This window comes from Paraburkholderia sp. SUR17 (genome assembly GCF_029536165.1).
In the GTDB taxonomy this organism is placed as follows: domain Bacteria; phylum Pseudomonadota; class Gammaproteobacteria; order Burkholderiales; family Burkholderiaceae; genus Paraburkholderia; species Paraburkholderia kururiensis.
The window spans coordinates 1932507-1955560 of sequence record NZ_CP120509.1; the positions used below are offsets into that span (position 1 = coordinate 1932507).

General features: G+C 66.3%; 17 protein-coding genes. 10 read left to right on the forward strand and 7 right to left on the reverse strand.

The window, feature by feature from the left end:
* Positions 1–220: 220 nt before the first annotated feature.
* Both P2869_RS25965 and P2869_RS25970 read left to right on the forward strand, forming a co-directional pair.
* The gene (locus P2869_RS25965; protein WP_277598377.1) at positions 221–1306 is read left to right on the forward strand and encodes a fatty acid desaturase; all 1086 of its coding nucleotides are present in this window, start codon (positions 221–223) and stop codon (positions 1304–1306) included.
* A gap of 18 nt (positions 1307–1324) precedes the next feature.
* Entirely contained in the window at positions 1325–2116 is a 792-nt protein-coding gene (locus tag P2869_RS25970) for a PhnD/SsuA/transferrin family substrate-binding protein (RefSeq protein ID WP_277598378.1), read from the forward strand.
* A 103-nt stretch (positions 2117–2219) separates the two neighbouring features.
* Here the strand turns inward: P2869_RS25970 and P2869_RS25975 are convergent, their stop codons facing one another.
* From P2869_RS25975 to P2869_RS25990, 4 genes are all read right to left on the reverse strand, one after another.
* Positions 2220–4244 (reverse strand): acetyl/propionyl/methylcrotonyl-CoA carboxylase subunit alpha, encoded by a 2025-nt coding sequence (locus P2869_RS25975; protein WP_277598379.1) that lies wholly within the window; start codon positions 4242–4244, stop codon positions 2220–2222.
* 126 nt (positions 4245–4370) lie between these two features.
* Positions 4371–5159: an enoyl-CoA hydratase/isomerase family protein gene (locus P2869_RS25980; RefSeq protein WP_277598380.1), complete on the reverse strand. Its 789-nt coding sequence runs from the start codon at positions 5157–5159 to the stop codon at positions 4371–4373.
* A 49-nt stretch (positions 5160–5208) separates the two neighbouring features.
* Entirely contained in the window at positions 5209–6816 is a 1608-nt protein-coding gene (locus P2869_RS25985) for a carboxyl transferase domain-containing protein (RefSeq protein WP_017775461.1), read from the reverse strand.
* Positions 6817–6884: 68 nt separating this feature from the next.
* A complete protein-coding gene (locus P2869_RS25990) occupies positions 6885–8066 on the reverse strand; it encodes an isovaleryl-CoA dehydrogenase (protein ID WP_042303590.1) in 1182 nt (393 codons plus the stop codon).
* Positions 8067–8312: 246 nt separating this feature from the next.
* Here P2869_RS25990 and P2869_RS25995 point away from each other — a divergent pair, with 246 nt between their 5' ends.
* Positions 8313–9092 (forward strand): TetR/AcrR family transcriptional regulator, encoded by a 780-nt coding sequence (locus tag P2869_RS25995; protein WP_277598381.1) that lies wholly within the window; start codon positions 8313–8315, stop codon positions 9090–9092.
* Positions 9093–9393: 301 nt separating this feature from the next.
* Entirely contained in the window at positions 9394–10404 is a 1011-nt protein-coding gene (locus P2869_RS26000) for a DUF2891 domain-containing protein (protein ID WP_277598382.1), read from the forward strand.
* A gap of 28 nt (positions 10405–10432) precedes the next feature.
* Here the strand turns inward: P2869_RS26000 and P2869_RS26005 are convergent, their stop codons facing one another.
* The gene (locus tag P2869_RS26005; protein WP_277598383.1) at positions 10433–11434 is read right to left on the reverse strand and encodes a LysR family transcriptional regulator; all 1002 of its coding nucleotides are present in this window, start codon (positions 11432–11434) and stop codon (positions 10433–10435) included.
* Positions 11435–11550: 116 nt separating this feature from the next.
* Between P2869_RS26005 and P2869_RS26010 the strand changes: the two genes are divergently transcribed.
* A complete protein-coding gene (locus P2869_RS26010) occupies positions 11551–12006 on the forward strand; it encodes a VOC family protein (RefSeq protein ID WP_277598384.1) in 456 nt (151 codons plus the stop codon).
* 103 nt (positions 12007–12109) lie between these two features.
* Here the strand turns inward: P2869_RS26010 and P2869_RS26015 are convergent, their stop codons facing one another.
* Positions 12110–13582, reverse strand: coding sequence for an NCS1 family nucleobase:cation symporter-1 (locus P2869_RS26015; RefSeq protein ID WP_199542457.1), 1473 nt, complete (start codon positions 13580–13582; stop codon positions 12110–12112).
* A 546-nt stretch (positions 13583–14128) separates the two neighbouring features.
* On the opposite strand from P2869_RS26015, the gene P2869_RS26020 reads away from it, so the two are divergent.
* The 5 genes from P2869_RS26020 to P2869_RS26040 all read left to right on the forward strand — a co-directional run bounded on the left by P2869_RS26020 (position 14129) and on the right by P2869_RS26040 (position 19477).
* Positions 14129–14869 carry a GntR family transcriptional regulator gene (locus P2869_RS26020; RefSeq protein ID WP_277598385.1) on the forward strand — a complete coding sequence of 247 codons (741 nt, stop codon included), beginning with the start codon at positions 14129–14131 and terminating at the stop codon, positions 14867–14869.
* Positions 14870–15219: 350 nt separating this feature from the next.
* The gene (locus P2869_RS26025) at positions 15220–16230 is read left to right on the forward strand and encodes a sugar ABC transporter substrate-binding protein (protein WP_277598386.1); all 1011 of its coding nucleotides are present in this window, start codon (positions 15220–15222) and stop codon (positions 16228–16230) included.
* A 62-nt stretch (positions 16231–16292) separates the two neighbouring features.
* A complete protein-coding gene (locus tag P2869_RS26030) occupies positions 16293–17285 on the forward strand; it encodes an ABC transporter permease (protein ID WP_017775452.1) in 993 nt (330 codons plus the stop codon).
* Positions 17286–17352: 67 nt separating this feature from the next.
* The gene (locus tag P2869_RS26035) at positions 17353–18150 is read left to right on the forward strand and encodes an ATP-binding cassette domain-containing protein (protein WP_017775451.1); all 798 of its coding nucleotides are present in this window, start codon (positions 17353–17355) and stop codon (positions 18148–18150) included.
* A gap of 61 nt (positions 18151–18211) precedes the next feature.
* Positions 18212–19477, forward strand: coding sequence for an ROK family transcriptional regulator (locus P2869_RS26040; protein ID WP_277598387.1), 1266 nt, complete (start codon positions 18212–18214; stop codon positions 19475–19477).
* Positions 19478–19623: 146 nt separating this feature from the next.
* Here the strand turns inward: P2869_RS26040 and P2869_RS26045 are convergent, their stop codons facing one another.
* Complete coding sequence (locus tag P2869_RS26045) at positions 19624–22776, reverse strand: transglycosylase domain-containing protein (RefSeq protein WP_277598388.1); 3153 nt, start codon at positions 22774–22776, stop codon at positions 19624–19626.
* Positions 22777–23054: the final 278 nt, after the last annotated feature.

Below are 23054 nucleotides of genomic sequence, written 5' to 3' on the forward strand. Positions count from 1 at the left end.
AACCGGCCTCTAACCACGCTATGACCCGGCTGTAACCAGGCCGCAACCAGGCCGCAACCAGGCTTTAGCCGCGCGCGCTTTAACCACGTTCCAACTGCGTTTTCCGGTCTGCCTTCCCGGCTTCTCACGTCTCCCGTCATTTGCTTTTTCTTCACTCGCGCAAAAGCTTTGCGCAACGAATTGGTTCCGCGTGCACCGTGCGGTCAGTAGGATCGGCGGCATGGCGAACTATCTGGACACCGATCAGCGCGACGCGCTCGCGCGCCTTGCCCGCAGCTGGACCTGGCGCACGCGCTGGCCGACGTGGCTCGCCATCGTCGTCATTTACGGCGGATGGTTCGGCACAGCACTTCACGCCGCCGCGCTCGGCCTGCCGCTCGCAACCGTGCTGCTCATTGTGTTCGGTGCGGGGTATTCGTCGCTGCAGCACGAGTTGTTGCACGGCCACCCCACACGCTGGCGCCGTGTCAACGCGATCATCGGGTTCGCGCCGCTCGCCGTGTGGTTTCCCTATGCGATCTATCGCGACTCGCATTTGCAGCATCACGACGATCCGCATCTCACGCATCCCGGCGCGGACCCCGAAAGCTGGTTCGTGACGGCAAACACCTGGCGTCGGGCGTCGCCGCTGGTTCGCGCGCTGTTGATGGCGAGGAATACCCTGGCCGGTCGCGTGCTGACGGGGCCGGCGTGGTCGATCGCCGCGACGGCGGCGAGTGCCGTTCGCAAGATCGCGCGCGGCGATTATCGCGACGTGCCGGCGTGGCTCTCCCACGGCGCGGCGCTCGCCATGCTCGCGAGCTGGCTCGATCGCCGGTGCGCGATTCCGCCGTGGCTCTTCGTTTTCGTGATCGGCTACGGGTCGCTTGCGCTTGCCGCCGTGCGGGCCTTTCGCGAGCATCGGCCGCATCACGCGCATGAACAGCGCTCGGCCATCAACGAAGCGGGGCTGTTCTGGCGCCTGCTGTTTCTGAACAACAACTATCACGCCGTGCATCACGCCCTGCCGTTCGTGCCGTGGTTCGCGCTACGCGCCGTGTATCTCGACCGTCGCGACGACTACCTCGCGCGCAACGGCGGCTTTCTCGTGAAGGGCTACGGCGAATGGTTCCGGCATCACGCGTGGACGCCCGTGGCGCATGCGGTGCATCCTGGGGTACGTCCGTTCCCAGATCCCGCACAAACGCAGACGCTCTCGTTCGGCGCGCCGCCTGCGCCTGCGCTTTTACACGAACGCCTACCGGCGCCATCCGTTCATGGCCCGGCGCCTGCGGCCAACGACACCCCGGCGCGGCTCGCAGGCTGATGTGCCAGAATCGCCCGCATGAACTGGATTGCATCGCTGCCGATGTACAACGTCACGCCCGCGCTGGCCTCGCACTGGCGCGCGCTGCTCGCCGATACGCTGCGCGTGGCAGCGCCGGGCGCACGCATCGAAGCGCGCGACGATGACCTCTACGCACTCTGGCGCGACGACCGCCTGTTGCTCTCGCAGACATGCGGCTATCCGCTCATGCATTCGCTTGCAGATACCGTGCAGGTGGTCGCGACGCCGCACTTCGACGCACCGGGCTGCGACGGCCTCCACTACCGCAGCCTGCTCGTGGTGCGCGCCGACGCGCCGTACCGGTCGCTCGAAGCGTGCCGCGGTGCGCGCGCCGCGTTCAATCAGGACGATTCGAACAGCGGCATGAACCTGTTCCGGCACGCCGTTGCGCCGCTCGCGCGCGGCGGCCGCTTCTTCCGCGAAGTGCTGGAAACGGGATCGCACCTCGGCTCGTTGCAGGCATTGGGGGAACGCCGCGCGGACGTGGCGGCCATCGACTGCGTGACCTTCGCCTTCGTGCAGGACAGCCTGCCGGCGCTCGCCGCGACGGTGCGCAGCATCGGCTGGACCGAGCCCGCACCGGGGCTGCCGCTCGTGGCCGCGCGCACGGCGCCTGCGGCGTTGCTCGAGCGTCTGCGCGGTGCGCTGGACATCGCGCTGCAAGCCGACCCCAACCGCGCGCGGGTCCTGCGTCTAAAGGGCTTTTCGGTGCCGGCCGCCAATGCCTACGATCGCATCGTGACGCTTGCGCGAGAGGCCGAAGCAGCCGGCTATCCGCACCTCGCGTGACGCGAAAGGGGTTCCGAAGCAACGCAATGCGGATGCGTCGCGACCGGCTGGAACGAAAGCCCGCCCGACGCAAACGCGCCGGGCCGCCGGTACTGCGTCCGGTTCACTGCGCTTCCATCACCAGCAACTGCGCTCCGTCGGCCACCTGATCGCCCACACCGTAGAGCACCTCAGTGACCTTGCCGGCAGCCGGCGCGCCGATGGTGTGCTCCATCTTCATCGCTTCCATCACGATAAGCGGCGCGCCCTTCTCCACTATCGCGCCGGGCTCCACGAGCACCGCGATCACCTTGCCCGGCATCGGCGCGGTCAGGCGCCCTTCGCCGTGCTCGGCGTCCGCCGCGTGCGCGAGCAGGTTCTGCCACTCGAATGCGAGCGCCGCGCCGTTGCAGAAGACGTGGAAGACGTCGCCGTCGGCGAAAACGCGGCCCGTCGTACGGCTTTCGGCCACGCCGTCGCCGATGGTCGCGCCGTACTCGTGCGCGCCCTCGCCGCGCCACCAGCGGTACGGCTCGCTCTTGCCGCCGTCATGCAGCGTCTGCGTGTCGCCGTCGCGCGAGAAGACGACGTCGAACGCCGCCTCCGATTCGGGATCGCGCCACGCGAGCTTTTGCGTGTAAGCGCCGTTGACCCGCCAGTGCGACAGCGCGTCCCACGGCGAGCCGCCCTGCGGCATGCCGCCTTCGCGCGAGAGCAACGCCGCGCAGGCCAGCGCCAGTGCTTCGCGCACGGGCTTCTCGTGCACGCCGAACAGCGAATCGGCATGGCGTTCGATCAGGCCCGTATCGAGTTCGCCCGTCATGAACGGATGGCTCGTGACGAGGCGCTGCAGGAACTCGACGTTGGTATGCGGCCCCACCACCTCGCACGCTTCGAGCGCGCGTTTCATACGCGCCAGCGCCTCGTCGCGCGTGGCGCCGTAGACGATCAGCTTTGCGATCATCGGGTCGTAGAACGGCGTGATGGTGTCGCCTTCGCGAATGCCGCTGTCGATGCGCACCGCCGCGCGCTCACCCGCCGTGCCCAGTGCGAACGCCGCGCCCTGCGGCATGCGCAAATGCTTGAGCGTGCCCGTGGACGGCAGAAAACCACGCGCCGGATGCTCAGCGTAGATGCGTGCCTCGATGGCGTGGCCCGTGCACGTCAGTGCGTCCTGGCGCAGCGGCAGCGGCTCGTCGGCCGCCACGCGCAATTGCCACTCCACGAGGTCGAGGCCCGTCACCATTTCCGTGACGGGGTGTTCCACCTGAAGGCGCGTGTTCATTTCCATGAAATAGAACGCGCCGCTGCCGGTCATGATGAACTCGACCGTGCCCGCGCCCACGTAGCCCACCGCGCGCGCCGCGGCCACCGCCGCTTCGCCCATGGCACGGCGCACGTCGGCGGCAAGCCCCGGCGCGGGCGCTTCTTCGAGCACCTTCTGGTGGCGCCGCTGCACCGAGCAGTCGCGGTCGAACAGGTAGACGGTGTGGCCGTGGCGGTCTGCGAAGACCTGCACTTCGACGTGACGCGGACGCGTCAGATACTTTTCGATCAGCACGCGGTCGTTGCCGAAGCTGGCCGCCGCCTCGCGCTTGCACGACGCGAGCGCCGCCGCGAAGTCCTCGTGCCGCTCGACCACGCGCATGCCCTTGCCGCCGCCGCCCGCGCTGGCCTTCAGCAGCACGGGGTAGCCGATCTGGTCCGCTTCGCGCTGCAGCAGCGCCGCGTCCTGGTCATCACCGTGATAGCCCGGCACGAGCGGCACGTCCGCCGCATGCATGAGCGCCTTGGCCGCCGCCTTCGATCCCATCGCGGCAATGGCTTCCACCGGCGGCCCGATGAAGACGAGGCCTACCCGCTCGCAGGCGCTCGCGAAGTCCTCGTTCTCGGAGAGAAAGCCGTAGCCCGGATGAATCGCCTCGGCGCCCGTGGCGCGCGCGGCCTCGATGATGCGTTCGATGCGCAGATAGCTTTCGGCCGCAGCCGACCCGCCGATATGCACCGCCTCGTCGCAGGCGGCCACGTGTTTTGCGCCGGCATCGGCATCCGAATACACGGCGACGGTGGCGATGCCGAGCCGCCTGCACGTGGCGGCGACGCGGCAGGCAATCTCGCCGCGGTTCGCTATCAGGATCTTGTTGAACATGAGCTGTCTCGCTGGAGCAGGGTCGTGCTGCCTGGTGTTGTTGTGAGGTTTCGACGTGGGGTTCGCGTGGCGCCCGCGCCGTGTGGGTTCAGTGATTTCGCTGCGCCATGAAAGGTCTGGCGGTTCTTACCCCGCGCGCCACGCCGGCGTGCGCTTTTCGAGAAACGACGCCACGCCTTCACGGCCCTCTTCGCTTGCGCGAATGCATGCGATGCGCGCGGCCGTGTCTTCGATCAGCGCTTCGTCGATCGTGCGGCCCGCCATGTCCTGCACGAGCCGCTTGCATTCGCGCACCGCGTTCGGGCTGTTGGTGGCGAGCGAATCGGCAATCTGCTGGACTGTGGCGTCGAGCTGGTCTTCGGGCACCGCTTCGCTGACGAAACCGAGGCGCAGCGCTGTCGCGCAGTCGAACGCCTCGGCCGTGGTGAAGTAGCGGCGCGCGGCCTGTTCGCCGAGCGCGCGGATCACGTACGGCGCGATCGTGGCCGGAATGAGCCCGAGCCGTGCTTCGGAGAGACAGAAGCGCGCCGTTTCCACGGCCACGACAATGTCGCATGCCGCGATCAGCCCCATGCCGCCCGCGTAGGCGTCGCCGTTCACGCGCGCGATCACGGGCTTGCGGCAGCGGTAGATGGCCGCCAGCATGTGCGCGAGGCGCAGTGCGTCCGCACGGTTTTCCTCGTCGGAAAAGCCGGCCATCTTCTTCATCCAGTTGAGGTCCGCGCCCGCGCAGAACGCCTTGCCGTTGGCCGCGAGCACGACGGCGCGCACGTCGTCGCGCGTGTCGAGCAGCCCGAACACGGCCGTGAGTTCCGCGATCATCTTCTCGTTGAACGCGTTGCGCACGTCGGGGCGATTCAGCGTGACCGTCGCCACGTGGCCCGCGAACGTTACGCCGAGAGTTTCGTATTGCATCGCCGCTTCTCCGTCAGATCGGTCGTCACATGCGCCATTACATGCGCCATCACATGCGGAAGACGCCGAAGCGCGTCTCTTCCACGGGCGCGTTCATCGCGGCGGCAAGGCCGAGACCCAGCACGTCGCGCGTTTGCGCCGGATCGATCACGCCATCGTCCCAGAGGCGCGCGCTCGCGTAGTACGGGTGCCCCTGGCGCTCGTATTGATCGCGAATGGGCTGCTTGAACGCTTCTTCCTCTTCCGCGGACCATGCGCCGCCCTTCGCCTCGATGCCGTCGCGCTTCACCGTGGCGAGCACCGACGCGGCCTGCTCGCCGCCCATCACGGAGATGCGCGCGTTGGGCCACATCCAGAGAAAGCGCGGCGAGTAAGCGCGTCCGCACATGCCGTAATTGCCCGCGCCGAACGAGCCGCCGATGATCACCGTGAACTTCGGCACCTTCGCCGTGGCCACGGCCGTCACCATCTTGGCGCCGTTGCGCGCAATGCCTTCGTTCTCGTACTTGCGGCCCACCATGAAGCCCGTGATGTTCTGCAGGAACACGAGCGGAATCTTGCGCTGGCAGCACAGCTCGATGAAATGCGCGCCCTTCAGCGCCGACTCGGAAAAGAGGATGCCGTTGTTCGCGACGATGCCCACCGGGTGCCCCCAGATGTGCGCGAAGCCCGTGACGAGCGTGGTGCCGTAGCGGGCCTTGAATTCGTCGAAGGCGGAGTCGTCCACGATGCGCGCAATCACCTCGCGCACGTCGAAGGGCTTGCGCGTGTCGGCGGGAATCACGCCGTAGAGGCTCTTTGCGTCGAAGCGCGGCGGCACCGGTGGCTTCAAGGCGAGTCCGGCCGCCTTCGAGCGATTCAGGTTGCCGACGATGCTGCGCGCAATCGCAAGCGCATGCGCGTCGTTTTGCGCGAGATGGTCGGCCACGCCCGAGAGGCGCGTGTGCACGTCGCCGCCGCCCAGGTCTTCGGCGCTCACTTCCTCGCCCGTCGCGGCCTTCACGAGCGGCGGGCCGCCCAGAAAAATCGTGCCCTGGTTCTTCACGATGATCGACTCGTCGCTCATCGCCGGCACGTAGGCGCCGCCCGCCGTGCACGAGCCCATCACCACGGCGATCTGCGGAATGCCCGCGGCCGAGAGGTTCGCCTGGTTGTAGAAGATGCGGCCGAAGTGGTCGCGGTCGGGAAACACTTCGTCCTGGTTCGGCAGATTCGCGCCGCCCGAGTCCACCAGATAGACGCACGGCAGCCGGTTTTCCGCCGCGATTTCCTGCGCGCGCACGTGCTTCTTCACCGTGACCGGGTAGTAGGTGCCGCCTTTCACGGTGGCGTCGTTGCAGACGATCACGCATTCCTGGCCCGCGATGCGGCCAATGCCCGTGATGATGCCCGCGCCCGGCGCATCGTTGTGATACATGCCGTACGCCGCGAGCTGCGAGAGTTCGAGAAACGGCGTGCCCGGATCGAGCAGTTGCGCGATCCGGTCGCGCGGCAGCAGCTTGCCGCGCGAGACATGCTTGTCGCGCGCCGCCTCGCCGCCGCCGAGCGCAAGCTTGCCCACCTTCTCGCGCAGGTCGGCCACGAGCGCTTCGAGCGCCGCCGCATTGGCCCGGAAGTCGTCCGAGCGCGGATTGAGCTTCGTTTCGATGATCGGCATCGCGTGAGTTTTCCGCTGGGTTGCTGTTTGAGTGCCTGTTGTCAGGTCGCGCCTTGTTCGGTAGCGCGTTACATCGTTTCCGCGAACAACTCGCGGCCAATCAGCATGCGGCGAATCTCGCTCGTGCCCGCGCCGATTTCGTAGAGCTTCGCGTCGCGCCACAGGCGACCCACGGGGTACTCGTTGATGTAGCCGTTGCCGCCCAGAATCTGGATGGCTTCGCCGGCCATCCACGTGGCCTTTTCGGCGGTGTAGAGAATCACGCCGGCGCAATCTTTGCGCACCTGACGCACATGTTCGCGGCCCAGTGTGTCCAGTTGACGACCCACGGCGTAGAGATACGCGCGGCAAGCCTGGAGCGTGGTGTAGAGGTCGGCCACCTTGCCCTGGATGAGCTGGAATTCGCCGATGGACTGGCCGAACTGCTTGCGGTCGTGGATGTAGGGCACCACGGCGTCCATCACCGCGACCATGATGCCGATGGGGCCGCCGGCCAGCACGGCGCGCTCGTAGTCGAGGCCGCTCATCAGCACTTTCACGCCGCCGTTGAGCTGGCCGAGGATGTTCTCTTCGGGCACTTCCACGTCCTGGAACACGAGTTCGCCCGTGTGCGAACCGCGCATGCCGAGCTTGTCGAGCTTCTGCGCCACCGAAAAACCCTTCATGCCCTTCTCGACGATAAACGCCGTCATGCCGCGCGCGCCCGCTTCGGGGTCGGTCTTCGCGTAGACCACGAGCGTGTCGCAATCCGGGCCGTTGGTGATCCACATCTTCGTGCCGTTCAGCACGTAGCGGTCGCCCTTGCGGTCGGCACGCAGTTTCATGCTCACTACGTCGGAGCCCGCGTTGGGTTCGCTCATGGCGAGCGCGCCGACGTGCTCGCCCGACACCAGCTTCGGCAGGTACTTGCGCTTCTGCGCTTCGGTGCCGTTGCGGTGGATCTGGTTCACGCAAAGGTTCGAATGCGCGCCGTACGAGAGCCCAACGGACGCCGACGCGCGCGAGATTTCCTCCATCGCGACCATGTGGGCCGTGTAGCCCATGTTCGCGCCGCCGTATTCCTCGGAGACCGTCATGCCCAGCACGCCCAGGTCGCCGAACTTGCGCCACAGGTCCATCGGAAACTGGTCGGTGCGATCGATTTCGGCGGCGCGCGGCGCGATCTCTTTCGCCGCGAAGCCGGCCAGGCTGTCGCGCAGCATTTCGATTTCTTCACCGAGCGGGAATTGCAGGCCGGGCACGTTGGTCATCGATGTCTCCTGGTGTTTGTGAGGGCGCTCAAAGACGCCGTAAAGACGCATGGGGCGCTTGGGGCGCACGTTGAGCGCGCCGGTCAACGCGAATTTCACGCCACATTTACGTATACGTCAATAGGTATTTCTGAGCCAGACTCAGATTTCTTGATCAATCTCTGCAGGCCTGTAACATGGGCTATCCTTCGCAGATAGTCGCGCGCATCCGCCTGAACTGCCTATCTAAAAGTGACCCTTACTCATATGTCGCCCGCCACCCCAGCCGCCCAGCCCTCGCCCGCTTCGCGCCGGCAGCCTGCCGGACGCAAGTCGCAGCAGCGCGTGAAGGAAATTCTTCAGGCCGGGCGCGACGTGTTCTCGGAAAAAGGCTACGAACGCGCCACTACGGCGGAGATCGCGCAGCGGCTCGGCATTTCCGAGGCCACCGTGTTCAGCTACTTTCGCGGCAAGCGGGAGCTATGCGCACGCGTGATCGGCGACTGGTACGACGAAATCATCGACGCCATCGAAACAGGCCTGCCGCGCGACGGCACCGTGCGCCAGCAGTTTGCGTTCATCGTGCGTACGCATTTGCGGCTCATGCTCGTGAACGGCACGGGCCTGTGCGCGCTAGTGCTCTCCGAAGGCCGCACACGCCACCACGATCTGTCCGAAGCGCTCACGGACCTGCAACGCCGCTACACGGCGCCGCTCATGCGCGTGCTCGCGCGCGGCCAGCAAGGTGGACAGGTGCGCGCCGACATGCCGCTGCGGCTGTTGCGCTCGCTTGTGTTCGGGCCGATGGAGCATGTGTTATGGGACGCCACGCTGGCGAACCGCCGCATCGATATCGAAACCACCGCCGAGCGGCTCATCGACGTGCTCTGGGCCGCCTTGCAGCCGCCCGACGTGGCAGTCGCGGCGCTCGTGCAGTTCAGCCAGGAGGTGGGCGAAGCCGCGAAGCGGCTGGAGGCGGCGCGGGCGGCCCAGTCCGGACGGGCAAGCGTTCAACGCGACGGCGCGGCAGCGGTGCGGGACGATTGAGCGGTGCGGGTGACGGGGTGCCGCCCCAGCGGCCGATTGCGCCGATTGCGCCTCGTCTGCCGTAGCGGCGCCTGGCGGCTAGCGTGGCCGGGGGTGCCTGGGCGCCGGCCACGCTAGCCCGGGCGCGAAGCTGACCGCGCCTGGTAACGAGCACCCGAGCCGCCTCGTCACGCCACCCGCGTTTCCCCTCGCTTCACTTTATCGATTATTTATCGATAATCTGTCGTGTAAGATTCGCCGCTGCTCTTCCGCTCTTCCCCGTACCCGCTCCCCACGATCCCCCAATCCCCACGAGGCGCCGATGTCCGCACAACTCACCTCCGCCCTTGCATCGAAATTCGCCACGCTCGCGCTCGGGCACCTCACGCGCGAGTACCCCAACAAGCTCACGCATTCGCTCGCGGGCCCGCAGGACGTGCAAGGGCCGCGTGCGCTGCATCCCATCTTCTACGGCAGCTACGACTGGCATTCGTGCGTGCATGGCTATTGGCTCGTGCTGCGCTTGATCGACCGCTTTCCGGGGCTGCCCGAAGCCCCGCAGATCGTCGCCGTGGTGGATGAGCATTTCACCGAGGAAAAAGTGGCCGGCGAGCGCGCCTACCTCGACCTGCCGCACAACCGCGGCTTCGAGCGGCCCTACGGCTGGGCATGGCTGCTGGCGCTCGCGGCCGAAGCCGCGGAATTGAGGGTGCCGCAGGCGCCGCGCTGGTCGCAGACGCTCGCGCCGCTCACGGAGGCCTTCGTCGAACGCTTCGAGGAATTCCTGCCGAAGGCGACGTATCCGCTGCGCGTCGGCACGCACTTCAATACGGCGTTCGCGCTCGCGCTGGCGCTGGATTTCGCGCGGCGCACGTCGCGCGATTCGCTGGCCGCGCTGATCGAAGAGACGGCGAGGCGCTGGTACCTGAACGACGCGGCGTGCCAGGCATGGGAGCCCTCCGGCGACGAGTTCCTCTCGCCCGCGCTGATGGAAGCGGAGTTGATGAGCCGCGTACTGACGCCGCGCGAATTCGAGTCGTGGCTTACACGCTTCCTGCCTGAGCTCGACGCACGCGAGCCTGCCACGCTCTTTACGCCCGCGACGGTCACGGACCGCAGCGACGGCAAGATTGCGCATCTCGATGGCCTCAACCTGAGCCGCGCCTGGTGCCAACGGTCGCTCGCGCGCGTGCTGCCGCCCGCCGACCCGCGCGTGCCGGTGCTGCTCGACGCCGCACAAACGCATCTGGCGACCGCACTGGATCACGTGGCCGGCGACTACATGGGCGAGCACTGGCTCGCCACGTTTGCGACGCTGGCGCTCGAAGCGTAAGAGAAAGGTCCGCCGCGGGCGCGCGGGATTAGCGTGCTCCCCGCGCCTTTGCGGCGCGCGGTGTGGCTGCGGGTTGGGGCTTCACCCCACGTGGCAGCGGCTGCGGCTGCGCCGTCTTCTTCGCCCTGCCCGGTTTCTCCAGTCTCGCCGCCCGCGCCGGCCACGACTGTGCCGCAAGGCTCACCGCATCGGCAAATGCATGCGCGGCCTCGCTGCGGCTGTGCGGCGCCCGCTCTACCAGGCCGATCTCACGGCAGAACGACGGGTCGCCAACATCGAGGGCCGTCACGCCCGGCGGCCATGCCGTGAGCCCCAACGTCTTCGGTACCAGCGCGCAACCCACGCCATGCGCCACCACCTGCACGATGGCGTCGAGTTCATCGAGTTCCACCACGTCGCGAACCGTGATCCGCGTACGGCGTAGAAAGCGGTCCACCACGCGCCCGCCGAACGAACTGCGGTCGTAACGCACGAACGGCGCTGTCTTGAGCACGGTGCGCCAGTCCGTGGCGGCAAGCGCATCGGGCACGAGCAGCACGAACGGTTCGACCGCGAGCGTGCGCCACTCGAGTTCGGAAGGCAGCGCAAACGGCGGGCGAATGATGACGGCGGCGTCGATCTCGCCCGCGTCCACCTGCCCAAGCAGATTCAGCGACACGCCCGGCACCACGCGAATGCGCCAGCCCGGCCACTGGCCGCAAAAGGCATGGATGGCGCCGACGAGAAACGACGTCTGCGCCGAAGCGATTGCGCCCACGCGCAGCACGCCGGTCTTCTGCGCGGCCGCCCCACGCTTGCCGAGGCGCGCGTAGAGCGTCATCAATTCGCCGGCTAGCGCGAGCGTCTCGCGACCTGCGGGCGAGAGCCGCGCCGAACGTCCCGTGCGATCGAACAGCGCGACGCCGAGTTCCTCTTCGAGCCGCTGCATCTGCGCACTCACCGCGGACTGCGTGAGCCCGATGCGCGCGCCGGCCGCAGAAAACGTGCCGTGCTCGGCCACGGCGAGAAAAGTCTTGAGTTCGCGAAGCATGGCAATTCATCGATAAATTTTGTGCTGAGCACGAAAATATATCGTTTCTCGCCAATTTCCGTCATGAGTAGACTGGGCGTTTTCTAACCGGTCACATCGCACAGCCGCCCATCGCCATGAGCCAGACTGCCGCCGCTTCCAACGCCGCATCCACCTCCATTCCGCCGTTCCACCTCGCCTTCCCTGTTCACAGCATCGCCGCCGCGCGCGAGTTCTACGGCGCGCTGCTGGGCTGCCCCGAAGGACGCAGCTCGGACGCCTGGGTGGACTTCAATTTCTACGGCCACCAGATCGTTGCGCACCTCGCGCCCGAGGAAGTCGGGCATCGCAAGACAAGCGCCGTGGACGGCGATGCCGTGCCCGTCCGCCATTTCGGCGTCGTGCTTTCCATGCCCGAGTGGGAACAGATTTCGGCAAAGCTGACGGCGGCGGGCATCGACTTCATCATCGAGCCGCATATCCGCTTCAAGGGCGAAGTGGGCGAACAGGCGACGATGTTCTTTCTCGATCCGTCGGGCAACGCACTGGAAATCAAGGCGTTCGCGGATAAGGCGTCGCTGTTCGCGAAGTAGACGCGAAGCGCGCTGCGCCCGCGTCTCATCACGAAACGGGGCGCAGCGCGGAAGCTTTCATGCGCGCGGGCCGCGAGAGCAATCGCGCGGCCGCACGCAAACATCAACGGCGCGCCAGCACCCAGTAGAACACCCCACCCAACGCCACGCCGATAAACCACGAGAAGTTCGCGAACGCCTTCAGCGAAGGCACGAACGCGCACGCCACCGCAATCGCCGCGGCCGGCAGCAACGCGCCCACCGCGCGCCAGTTCACGCCGTTGCTGTACCAGTAGGCGCCTTGCGGGGACATCGAGTAAAGCTCGTCCGTCACGACCTGCTGGCGCTTCACGAGGAAGTAGTCCACCAGCAGCAGGCCATACAGCGGCCCGATGAAACCGCCCAGCACGTCGAGCGTGTAGTGGATCACTTCGGGATTGTTGAACAGGTTCCACGGCGTGATGAACACCGACGCCACGGCCGCCAGCATGCCACCCGCGCGCCAGCTGATGCGGCTGGGCGCAACGTTGGAAAAATCGAACGCGGGCGAAACGAAGTTCGCAACGATGTTGATGCCGATGGTGGCCACCATGAAGGTCAGCGCGCCGAGCACCACCGCGAACGGCTGATCGATGCGGCTCACCGTTTCTACGGGATCCGTAATAAGTTGGCCGAACACAGGCAGCGTGGCCGACGTCGTGATGACCGTGATCACCGAGAACGCCAGGAAGTTGACCGGCAACCCCCAGAAGTTGCCGCGCTTCACGCTGCCGAAGCTCTTGCAGTAGCGCGAGAAGTCGCCGAAGTTGAGCATGGGCCCCGAGAAATACGAGACCACCAGCGAGATCGCGGTGATCATGACGGGCAGCCCGTCCCAGCCGCTGTATTTCACCTGGCCCAGGTTGAGCCCGATGTTCGAGACGCCCGCACGCGCCACCATGTAGATGGCAAGCACGAACATCACGACGTAGACGGCTGGCCCCGCGAAGTCGATGAACTTCTTGATGGTCTCCATGCCGTTCCAGAACACGAGCGCCTGCAAGAGCCACAGCACCATGAAGCCGGCCCAGCCCAGGTACGAGAGACCCAGCCAGCCGTGCTGATGCACGTCCGCGTACGGCATGAGCGAAGGCGCGAACTTCAGCACGACCACCACGAACGCGCTCGACGCGAGGTAGGTCTGGATGCCATACCACGCCACGGCGATGAGCCCGCGAATCACTGCGGGCACGTTTGCGCCGAGCACGCCGAACGTGGCGCGGCAGATCACGGGATACGGCACGCCGTGCTTCTGGCTCGACTTGGCGATGAGGTTGCAGAACACGTTCACGATCGCAATGCCCACGATCAGCGAAACGAGCACCTGCCAGCTTGCCAGTCCCAACGCGAAGAGGCTGCCTGCGAACACGTAGCCGCCCACGCTGTGCACGTCGGACATCCAGAACGCGAAGATGTTGTAGGCGCCCCAGTGCTGGTCCTTGAGCGGCGCGAGGTCGTCGTTGCACAGGCGCTCGCTGTAGCCGGCGTGCGCCGCGATGTCGTCCTGCGCATCCGCAGGCCGCCCCGGAATAGCGGCGGAATTGATGAGATCAGCCATGACGGCCTCCAGTCGAAAGGAGCGCGCTGCGAGGCCTGCGTAGAGGGGCGGCCTCGATCGCGCCGGATCGAAATGGACTCTCCCGCCACCCTGCGCGGCGCTGCGAACGGACGATGCAGCGCCGCGCCTTCGGCGAAGAAAGCGCGGGGGTACTTCGGTGCTGCCGGTTGGAAAAATAGGTAGAGCGGCGCTGCGACTGCATTCACTGCCAATCTGCAAACGACGACTGCAAGCATGGACTGCGGGGCACACGCGGCGGCCGACGCGTATTACCCGAGTTGCTGGAGGCCCATCGTAAAGTGGCCAAAAAGATTGTCAACAAATTTCCTGGCAGATCGAATCATTTCGACGCCTCAAGGCAGGGTCAAAAGGTAAACAAATGCTGAATGCCGCGCTATTCCGGTGCATTTGCACCGCGACGTGGCATGACTCGCACTTTATATTGATAACAATCCTGGTCGCGAAGATGCGTTTCCGCCGCATCCCACATTGTTGACAGTCTTTGTATTCGCGCTACGATGGAGCGCGATCCGAACCCTGCCCGCCATGACAGAAACGAATACCAACGGAACCGGCAATCTGAAACCCGATGCGATTGCCGCTCACATCCGCACCGCCATTCTCGAACACCGCCTGGCGCCAGGCACCAAGCTCACCGAAGCGCAACTGTGCGACATCTTCGGCGTGAAGCGCGGGCCCATCCGCCTCGCCCTCGCCCAGCTGGCGAGCGAACGGCTCGTCGATCTGGAGCCGAACCGCGGTGCCTATGTGGCGAGTCCGTCGCTGAAGGAAGTGCATGAAGTGTTCGAGATGCGACGCATCATCGAGCAGGCCGTGATTGAGCGCGTGGTGGGCGAACGCGGCATGCCGCGGCATCTCAAGACGATCAAGAGCCTGATCGGCCAGGAGCGCAAGGCGTTCGAGAGCCGCGACTTCGCACAATGGATTCGCCTCTCGGGCCAGTTCCATACCGAGCTTGCGACGCTCACGGGCAACGAAGTGCTCTGCGACTGCCTCAATGGCCTCGTCGCGCGGTCCACCCTGATCTCGGCACTCTACGAATCGCTGGGCCGCAGCCCGTGCTCCTTCGACGACCACGCCGCCATCGTCGCCGCCCTCGAAGCCGGCCACGCCGCCGAAGCCGCCGAGCTCATGTCGCGCCATCTGCGCAGCGTCGAGGTGAAGATGCTCGACCGGCCCTCGCACGGCAACGTCGATCTGCGCGACGTGTTCGGGCCTATGCAGACGCAGTCGCGCGACGCGTCGGCCGCCGCCGATAAAAGCTGAGGAAAGCCAACGATAGCCAACCAAAGCCAACGAAAGCCGACAACAAACACGGCACGCCAATTCGCCCGCACGCCCGTTCCAAAGCGGGCCACGCACCGTCAAGGCCCTCCTGATTTACCCCAATCCCGGCATTCGTCCTGCTGCAACGCACGACATTTCGGAGGCCTTGTGTCGCAAGGCTTCTCGCCCTTCGTTCTAACGATCCCTGACGCCTTGCATCGTTTAGCGTTCCTTGACGACGCCGCATGGGACTGCTGTACTAAATCAAACCAATTGATTTACTCCCGCAGAGCCGAGCCACGCAGCCGGCCACCCCACAGCCGTCAATCAAGAAACCGGAGGAGCGTTCCATGAGACTTCATCTGCATCCCGTCAGCCGGCGAGTCTTCGCCCGGTGTGCCGCCTTGAGCGTCGCCGTTTCCGCCATCTGGTGCGCGGCGTCCGCGCAAGCCGCCGATCAGGTCGTGGTGGGCCTCATCACGAAAACGGACACCAATCCGTTCTTCGTGAAGATGCGTCAGGGTGCCGAGGCCGCCGCGCAGAAGAACGGCGCGAAGCTGCTCACGGCGGCGGGCAAGTTCGACGGCGACAACGCAAGCCAGGTCACCGCCATCGAGAACATGCTCACGGCCGGCGCGAAAGCGATTCTGATCACGCCGAGCGACACCAAGGCCATCGTGCCGAGCATCAAGAAGGCGCGCGCGGCAGGAGCCATCGTGATCGCGCTCGATACGCCGACCGAGCCGCAGGACGCCACCGACGCCCTCTTCGCCACCGACAACTTCAAGGCCGGCGTGCTGATCGGCGAATACGCGAAGGCGGCGATGGCCGGCAAGCCCGCGAAGATCGCGACGCTCGACCTCGCGCCCGGCATCTCGGTGGGCGTGCTGCGCCACAACGGCTTTCTGAAGGGCTTCGGCATCAAGGAAGGCGACGCGTCCATCGTGTGCAGCCAGGACACGCGCGGCGACCAGGCGAAGGGCCAGACGGCGATGGAGAACTGCCTGCAGAAGTCGCCGGACATCAACGTCGTCTACACGATCAACGAACCGGCCGCGGCGGGCGCCTGGCGCGCGCTGAAGGCCGCGGGCAAAGACAAGAGCGTGATGATCGTCTCGATCGACGGCGGCTGTGACGGCGTGCGCAACGTGCAGGCCGGCGCCATTGCGGCGACCTCGCAGCAGTATCCGCTCAAGATGGCCGAACTCGGCGTGAACGCGGGCGTGGAGTACGCGAAGACAGGCAAGAAGCCGAGCGGCTATCACGACACGGGCGTCACGCTCATTACCGACAAGCCGATGTCCGGCGTCGACAGCAAGGACTCGAAGTTCGGGCTGGAGAACTGCTGGGGCAACAAGTAAGCAGCGCCGGCGCCGTGTCGCTTTCCGTTCTTCCCGCTGTCATTGCCTGAGAGGAGTGCATCATGCCGACTCCAACCGCGCCGGCGCCGAGCCCGCGCCAGCATCACTTCGCAGACCACCTGCCGTCCATCGCCGACGTCGGGCCGTTCCTCGCGCTCGTGCTCGCGTGCGCGTTCTTTATCTCGCAGAGCAACCGCTTCCTCTCGTTCGAGAATCTTTCGCTGATTCTCCAGCAGACGATGGTGGTCGCCGTGATCGCGATCGGTCAGACGCTCATCGTACTGACGGGCGGCATCGATCTTTCCTGCGGCATGGTGATGGCGTTCGGCTCCATCGTGATGACGCGCTTCGCCGTGATACTCGGCCTGCCGCCGGTGCTCGCCATCGCCTGCGGCATCGCGGCCACCACGCTGTTCGGGCTCTTGAACGGCGTGCTGATCACGCGTATCAAGCTGCCGCCGTTCATCGTGACGCTCGGCACGCTGAACATCGCGTTCGCGCTCACGCAGATCTACTCGAACGCGGAGAGCGTGTCGAACCTGCCCAACGCGATCATGTTCTTCGGCAACACGTTCGGCCTGGGGCACGCGCAGGTGACGTACGGCACGGTGCTCACGCTCTTCATGTACCTCTTCACGTGGTTCGTGTTGCGCGACACGGTGCCGGGCCGGCATCTCTACGCGCTCGGCAACAACGCCGAAGCGGCGCGGCTCATGGGGCTCTCGTCGCAACGCATCCTGCTCACCGTCTACGGCCTCGCGGGCGCCATCTACGGCATCGCGGCGCTGCTTTCGGTGGCACGCACAGGCGTGGGCGATCCGCAGGCCGGGCAGACGGAAAACCTCGACAGCATCACCGCCGTGGTGCTGGGCGGCACGAGCCTTTTCGGCGGACGCGGCACGATTGTCGGCACGCTGCTGGGTGCGCTGATCGTGGGCGTGTTCCGCAACGGGCTCACGCTGATCGGCGTGTCGTCGGTGTACCAGGTGCTGATCACCGGCATTCTCGTGATTCTCGCCGTGGCCGCGGACAAGCTCTCGCATCGCCGCGCCTGACGCGCGACGGTACGAGTCCAGCCTCGGTCTCAGCCTCAGCCTACGTCTCGCAAGCAAGGAGCAAGCGATGTCGACATTCCCCTCCTCTTCGGCCGCCACGCCCGTGCTCGCGGCGCGTGGCCTCGTGAAGCGCTACGGCCAGGTCACGGCGCTCGACGGCTGCGATTTCGAAGTGATGCCCGGCGAAATTCTCGCCGTGATCGGCGACAACGGCGCGGGCAAGTCGTCGCTCATCAAGGCGCTTTCGGGCGCCACGGTGCCCGACGAAGGCGAGATCCTGCTGGACGGCAGCGCCGTGAAATTCCGCAGCCCGCTCGACGCGCGCGACCACGGCATCGAAACCGTCTACCAGGACCTCGCGGTGGCGCCGGCCATGACCATCGCCGAGAACCTGTTTCTCGCGCGCGAACTCGTGAAGCCGGGCTGGCGCGGCAAGCTGCTCAAGATGATCGACAAGCGGCGCATGCTCGAAGAAGCCACGGCGCACATGAAGGGCCTGCAGATCGGCATCCGTTCGATGAAGCAGGCCGTGGAAACGCTCTCGGGCGGCCAGCGCCAGGGCGTGGCCGTGGCGCGCAGCGCGGCCTTCGCGCGCCACGTCGTGATTCTCGACGAGCCCACCGCGGCACTCGGCGTGAAGGAAGGCAACATGGTGCTGGAGCTGATCCGGCGCGTGCGCGATCGCGGCCTGCCCGTGATCCTCATCAGCCACAACATGCCGCACGTGTTCGAAGTGGCCGACCGCATCCACATCCAGCGGCTGGGGCGGCGCGCGGCGCTCGTGAAAACGAAGGACATTCATATGTCCGAAGCAGTGGCCATCATGACGGGCGCGAAAGAAGCCGACGTGAAGGCAATTGCCTGAACGTCTTTGCGCGCCAGCCCCTTCGCTCTCATTTCCCGCACGCCCAGCCCGCTCCCCCGCAATGGAAAACGGCCACCGTACCCCGCTCAAGCAACCGGTCATGCAGCCCGGCAGGCAACCTGTCGGCTCGAATCAGGTCGGCATGCGGCAGTTCAACGAGCGCATCGTGCTGCAGGCCATCCGGCTGCGCGGTCCGCTCGCGAAGGCGGACGTGGGCCGGCTCACGCGGCTTTCCATGCAGACGGTCTCGATGATCGTCGACCGGCTGATCGACGACGGCCTGCTTGCACGGCAGCCGCGCGTGCGCGGCCGTATCGGTCAGCCGTCGGTGCCTATCGCGCTTGCACCCGACGGCGCGTTCACCATCGGCATCAAGGTGGGGCGGCGCAGCCTCGACGTGCTCGCCATGGACTTCATGGGCAACGTGCGCACACGCGACGTGCTGGAGTACGAATACCCGGATCCGCACATGCTGTTTCCGGCGCTCGAAGCCAAGCTCGCGCGCGTGAACGCGCAACTGGGCGCGCACGCGAAGAAGATTGTGGGCGTGGGCGTGGCGGCGCCGCTGTGGCTGGGCGGCTGGCGCGACTTTCTCGGCGCGCCGCCCGAAGCGCTCGCGGCATGGAACGATATCGACATTCGCACGCGCATCGAAACCATGACGGGCCTGCCCGTCGAGTTCGCAAAAGACACCACGGCCGCCTGCGCCGCCGAACTCGTGATGGGCCAGGGGCGCGGCATCAATCACTTCCTGTATCTGTTCGTCGGCACGTTTATCGGCGGCGGGCTCGTGATCGACGGGCGCCTGCACGGCGGTCCGCACGGCAACGCGGGCGCGGTGGGCTCGATTCCGCTGGCCGGCAGCGCAACGGGCCCACAGGACGCAACGGCCGATCCTGCCCGGCAATTGCTGCATGCCGCCTCGGGCTTCGTACTGGAACGTCTGTTCGCTGCGGCAGGCGCGCCGCCCACGGCCGCGCACGACCACCGCGCGTTATCCGCGGAGTTGTGGCGCCTGACGGAACAATGGCTCGACACCGCCTGCCCCGCCATCGCGGCGACGCTCACGAACGCGGCGGCGCTGCTCGATCTGGAAGCCGTGGTGATAGACGGCGAACTCGACCGGCAACTGCTGCGCGAGATCATCCGCCGCACCGAGCGCGTGCTAGACCGTTTCGAATGGGAAGGCATGGTGCGCCCGCAACTGCTGGAAGGCACCATCGGCGCCGACGCGCGTGCGATGGGCGGCGCGATTCTGCCGCTCTACGCGCATTTCGCGCCCACGCACGAGCTGTTTCTCAAGCCCGCTACGCAGCCGGACTACTGACGGCGGCGGCGCGAGGCATGTGGCGTTTGTGCCAGATGCCTCGGCGTTAGCCTCTTTAGCCTCTTTAGCCTCTTTAGCCTCTTTAGCCTCTTCAAGCCTCGCTTCGATCAGCGCTGCGATGCAAACTGCGAGACTGCGACGCCGCGCTACCGCTGCGCTGCATTGGCCGGTGCCGCCACACGTTGCAGCGTTGCGGCATCGCCTGGCACGCCCGGCAGCGGCTCACTCTGCCCAGCTGCATTCGCCACCTGCGTACTCCCCGCCGCCTTCGCCGGCGCATCCACGAGCGGCTGCAACGCCGGCGCCAGCGACTTCAGCAACTGCACCGCCAGCGCGCTCGTGAACGAGTAGCGGCTGGCATACGGCTCGTGCACCCAGGCCGTGAGCGTGCCGTAAAAGCGGTCGCCCATCGCGAACACGAACGTTGCGGAACGGTTCACCTTGCGCGACTCGATGAGCCGTGCCCCGCGCGCATAGACATTGAAGCGCTGGTCGCCCGTGCCGGTCTTGCCGTACACCGGTAGCGTGCGGCCGTCGGGGAACGTCATGCCCTCGGCCAGCCGGCGCGCCGTCCCGCCTTGCACCACGTCGCCCAGCAAGCCATGCACGACCGCCGAGATCTCCGGCGAGATCAACGGTTGCGGCGGCGTCGCCGTTCTCGCGAAGCGCGTTTCGTAGGGCGTGCCCTGCGCGAATTCGAGCGACTCGATGCTGTGCGTCGGCAGCTTGTTGCCGCCGTTCGCAATGAGCCCGATGAGTTGCGCGAGCGCGGCGGGCCGGTCGCCCGATGCGCCGATCGCCGTGCCATACGAAGGCGTGATCGACGCGAACGGATAGCCGAGCGCCTGCCACGACTGGCCGATCGCCTCGTAGGCGCGTTCTTCCACCATGCGGCGGATGCGCCGGTCCTGCGTGCCGTGATAGCGCGTCTTGAAGAGCCACGAGTACGTGTAGGCGCGCACCTGGGCGCTGGCATCCTGGGCCTGCGCAAGCGTTGCGTCCGGGTGCGTGCGCAGGTAGTCCACGCTCCACAGTTCGAGCGGATGCACGCGCGCGATGTAGCCCCGGTCGTTCAGGTTGAAGCGGTCCACGCCGTACTTCGTGTAGAGGTTCGCGAGGTCGTCGTCGGTAAGCCACTGGCCCGGCGTGCCCTTCAGGGCCGCCCGCATCTGCGCGTTGAACCAGACCGGCGGCTGGTCAGGCGCCACGCTGCGCAGCACGGTGGCCACCTTCGGCGGCGACTTGCGCACGTCGTGCAGCAACGTGGCGAGCGAGTCGCTGGCGGACTTGCCGTGGTACTTCAGGTAGAAGCGCTTCAGGTACACGCGGCTTTCCTGATCGGCGAAGCGCGTGAGGTACGAGCGGCGCACGGCAGGGTCGTCGAGCCATTGCGACGGCGGCCCCGAGGTCTGGATCATCTCGTAGTGGACGATGTCGCGCATGAGCCGCACGAACACCAGGTTCACCGAGTGCTGAAACGCCTTGTGGACCGTGAGGATGCGGCTGTTGTCGCTGGACTCGAAGTTGTTGAAGCTCTGCGCGCCGCCGCCCGTGTAGAAGGTTTCGCCGGGGTTCGCCGAGTATTTGCGCTCCACCGCGGCGTCCAGCATGGCGCGCAGCGAATGGTCCGGCGTGTGCTGGAGGTAGTCCACGGCCCAGCGTGTCAGTGCGTCGGACGGATCGGGCTTCACCTGCTTCAGTTGCGCGGGCGTCATCGCGCCATAGCGCGCGTGCAAATCGCTCACGATCTGCAGGTACGTCACAACCGTGCGCAACTTCGCCGTGGAACCGAGGTTCAGGCGCGCGCCCTGATTGATGTCGAACGGCTGGTTCACGCTGTCGGTCTGCACGCGCACCACGTTGGAGTCGCCGCGCTTTTCGAACAGCGTGAAGCTGTAGGCGATCTTCGAGGGGTCGTCGCGCGGCGTCAGCATCTCGAAGCCCACGAGGCCCGCGGCGTTCGCGCCGTCGCGCGTGGCGGCCTGCGCGAGGCGATCGCTCACGGCGCGCTGAACGGCGTTGTCGAGCGTGGAGGTGGCGGTCAGGTCGAGCCGGTCGAGATCGTAGACGTTGCTCACACCAAGCGTGGTCATCAAGTACGTGCGCACCGCGTTCACGGCCTTGCGCGCGACGAACGACTGTGCGGTATGCGCGGGCCGCGCGGTGCTCAGCTGTAGATGCGCCGCCAGTGCCGCGTCGCGCAGCGCGGGCGTAATCACGCCGCCGCTCGCGAGCAGACGCAGATAGCTGTCCGTGAGCCGTTCCAGATCCGCGTTGCCGTGCAGGAGGAAGCGCGACGGCGAGCGCTGCGCGATCAGGAGCGACAGCACCTGACGAAACGCGAGGGCCTGCTCGTCGAGCGTCGCGCCCGATTGCGGTGCGCGCAGAATGCGGTTCACGTCGTCGAAGTCGCGGCCGTACCAGGCCGCAAGGCCATCGCCGATGCCGTTGATCTCGCCCACACCGGCCTTCGCCGCCAGCGGCACCGAGTTGAGGTAATGGACCACGATCTGCCGGCGCGCCGGCATAGTCTGCGGACCGTCCAGATAAGCACGCACCGAAGCCGACGCGATCTGCCGTAGCTTTTCGGGCGGCGTCGCGGTGCGGCCCTCGGGCGAGTGCCGGAACTTCTCGATCTGCGTGGCGAGCGTGCTGCCGCCGGGCGTCGGCTGGCGCCGGTTGAAAAAGCGCGCACCCTGGTCGAAGAGGGCACGGCTGAAGCGCCCCCAGTCGATGGCGGGATTGCGGTTCGGCTGGTCCGCCGCGAGCAGGTAGCGGTCTTCGATGAACAGCAGCGAGTTGGCGACGAGCGGCGGCACGTCGTCGAAGCGCTCGTAGACGCGCATCGGGTAGCGCGCCGAAAACAGCGACTCGCCGCTCGAATCGCGCAGCACGAGGCCGGCGTCGTCTTTCTCCTGATAGGGCAGGAAGAGCCCGCGGTCCGCGAGGTCGGCCATGCGTTCGGAATCGCGCGCCTGCGCCACGATGGCAAAACCGTGCGCCTTGAGCCGCGCTTCGAACGCAGGAATGCGCGCGTAGCCGAGGCGTTCGTCGTAGGGACCGTGTGAAGGAAAACGAATGCTGTCGCTCGGACCGGAGCCCACCGTGAAGCCCACGTCGCGGGTCAGCTCGGAAAGATAGTGCGCCTGCAGCCGCGAGGTTTCGATCTCGATCTGGATGATGCGACCGGCAATGACCGCGGCGACGAGAATCGCGGCGACAAGCCCCCACTTGATCCATCTCCAGATGGATACCGCGCTCGCGACGCGAACGGGAAATCGAACCAGCGGCCGATTCATGGCGGCTTCTCCCTGGCGTTGGCCAGATCGCTGCACTGCACTTCCAGACTGCACATTTCAAACCCAACTTTTTAACAGTCTAGCTCGCCCTTTCAGACTTCGGGAAATACGGACAAACACCGCTTCACAGCAGTCGCGCGACCACAACACACTCGTGCGCGGCACCGGATTTCATGTCCGTTCCTATGCGCAATGTGCGGCGCTGCACGATACTGCCGGTTGATTGCCGACTGGCACTCATGAAGTGCGAGCCTGGTGCATTCATGCATGATCGAGCA

Excerpts from the sequence above, each read along its gene's own strand:
- P2869_RS25965 (WP_277598377.1), top strand. The coding sequence starts at position 221 with ATGGCGAACTATCTGGACACCGATCAGCGCGACGCGCTCGCGCGCCTT.
- P2869_RS25970 (WP_277598378.1), top strand. The coding sequence starts at position 1,325 with ATGAACTGGATTGCATCGCTGCCGATGTACAACGTCACGCCCGCGCTG.
- P2869_RS25975 (WP_277598379.1), bottom strand. The coding sequence starts at position 4,244 with ATGTTCAACAAGATCCTGATAGCGAACCGCGGCGAGATTGCCTGCCGC.
- P2869_RS25980 (WP_277598380.1), bottom strand. The coding sequence starts at position 5,159 with ATGCAATACGAAACTCTCGGCGTAACGTTCGCGGGCCACGTGGCGACG.
- P2869_RS25985 (WP_017775461.1), bottom strand. The coding sequence starts at position 6,816 with ATGCCGATCATCGAAACGAAGCTCAATCCGCGCTCGGACGACTTCCGG.
- P2869_RS25990 (WP_042303590.1), bottom strand. The coding sequence starts at position 8,066 with ATGACCAACGTGCCCGGCCTGCAATTCCCGCTCGGTGAAGAAATCGAA.
- P2869_RS25995 (WP_277598381.1), top strand. The coding sequence starts at position 8,313 with ATGTCGCCCGCCACCCCAGCCGCCCAGCCCTCGCCCGCTTCGCGCCGG.
- P2869_RS26000 (WP_277598382.1), top strand. The coding sequence starts at position 9,394 with ATGTCCGCACAACTCACCTCCGCCCTTGCATCGAAATTCGCCACGCTC.
- P2869_RS26005 (WP_277598383.1), bottom strand. The coding sequence starts at position 11,434 with ATGCTTCGCGAACTCAAGACTTTTCTCGCCGTGGCCGAGCACGGCACG.
- P2869_RS26010 (WP_277598384.1), top strand. The coding sequence starts at position 11,551 with ATGAGCCAGACTGCCGCCGCTTCCAACGCCGCATCCACCTCCATTCCG.
- P2869_RS26015 (WP_199542457.1), bottom strand. The coding sequence starts at position 13,582 with ATGGCTGATCTCATCAATTCCGCCGCTATTCCGGGGCGGCCTGCGGAT.
- P2869_RS26020 (WP_277598385.1), top strand. The coding sequence starts at position 14,129 with ATGACAGAAACGAATACCAACGGAACCGGCAATCTGAAACCCGATGCG.
- P2869_RS26025 (WP_277598386.1), top strand. The coding sequence starts at position 15,220 with ATGAGACTTCATCTGCATCCCGTCAGCCGGCGAGTCTTCGCCCGGTGT.
- P2869_RS26030 (WP_017775452.1), top strand. The coding sequence starts at position 16,293 with ATGCCGACTCCAACCGCGCCGGCGCCGAGCCCGCGCCAGCATCACTTC.
- P2869_RS26035 (WP_017775451.1), top strand. The coding sequence starts at position 17,353 with ATGTCGACATTCCCCTCCTCTTCGGCCGCCACGCCCGTGCTCGCGGCG.
- P2869_RS26040 (WP_277598387.1), top strand. The coding sequence starts at position 18,212 with ATGGAAAACGGCCACCGTACCCCGCTCAAGCAACCGGTCATGCAGCCC.
- P2869_RS26045 (WP_277598388.1), bottom strand. The coding sequence starts at position 22,776 with ATGAATCGGCCGCTGGTTCGATTTCCCGTTCGCGTCGCGAGCGCGGTA.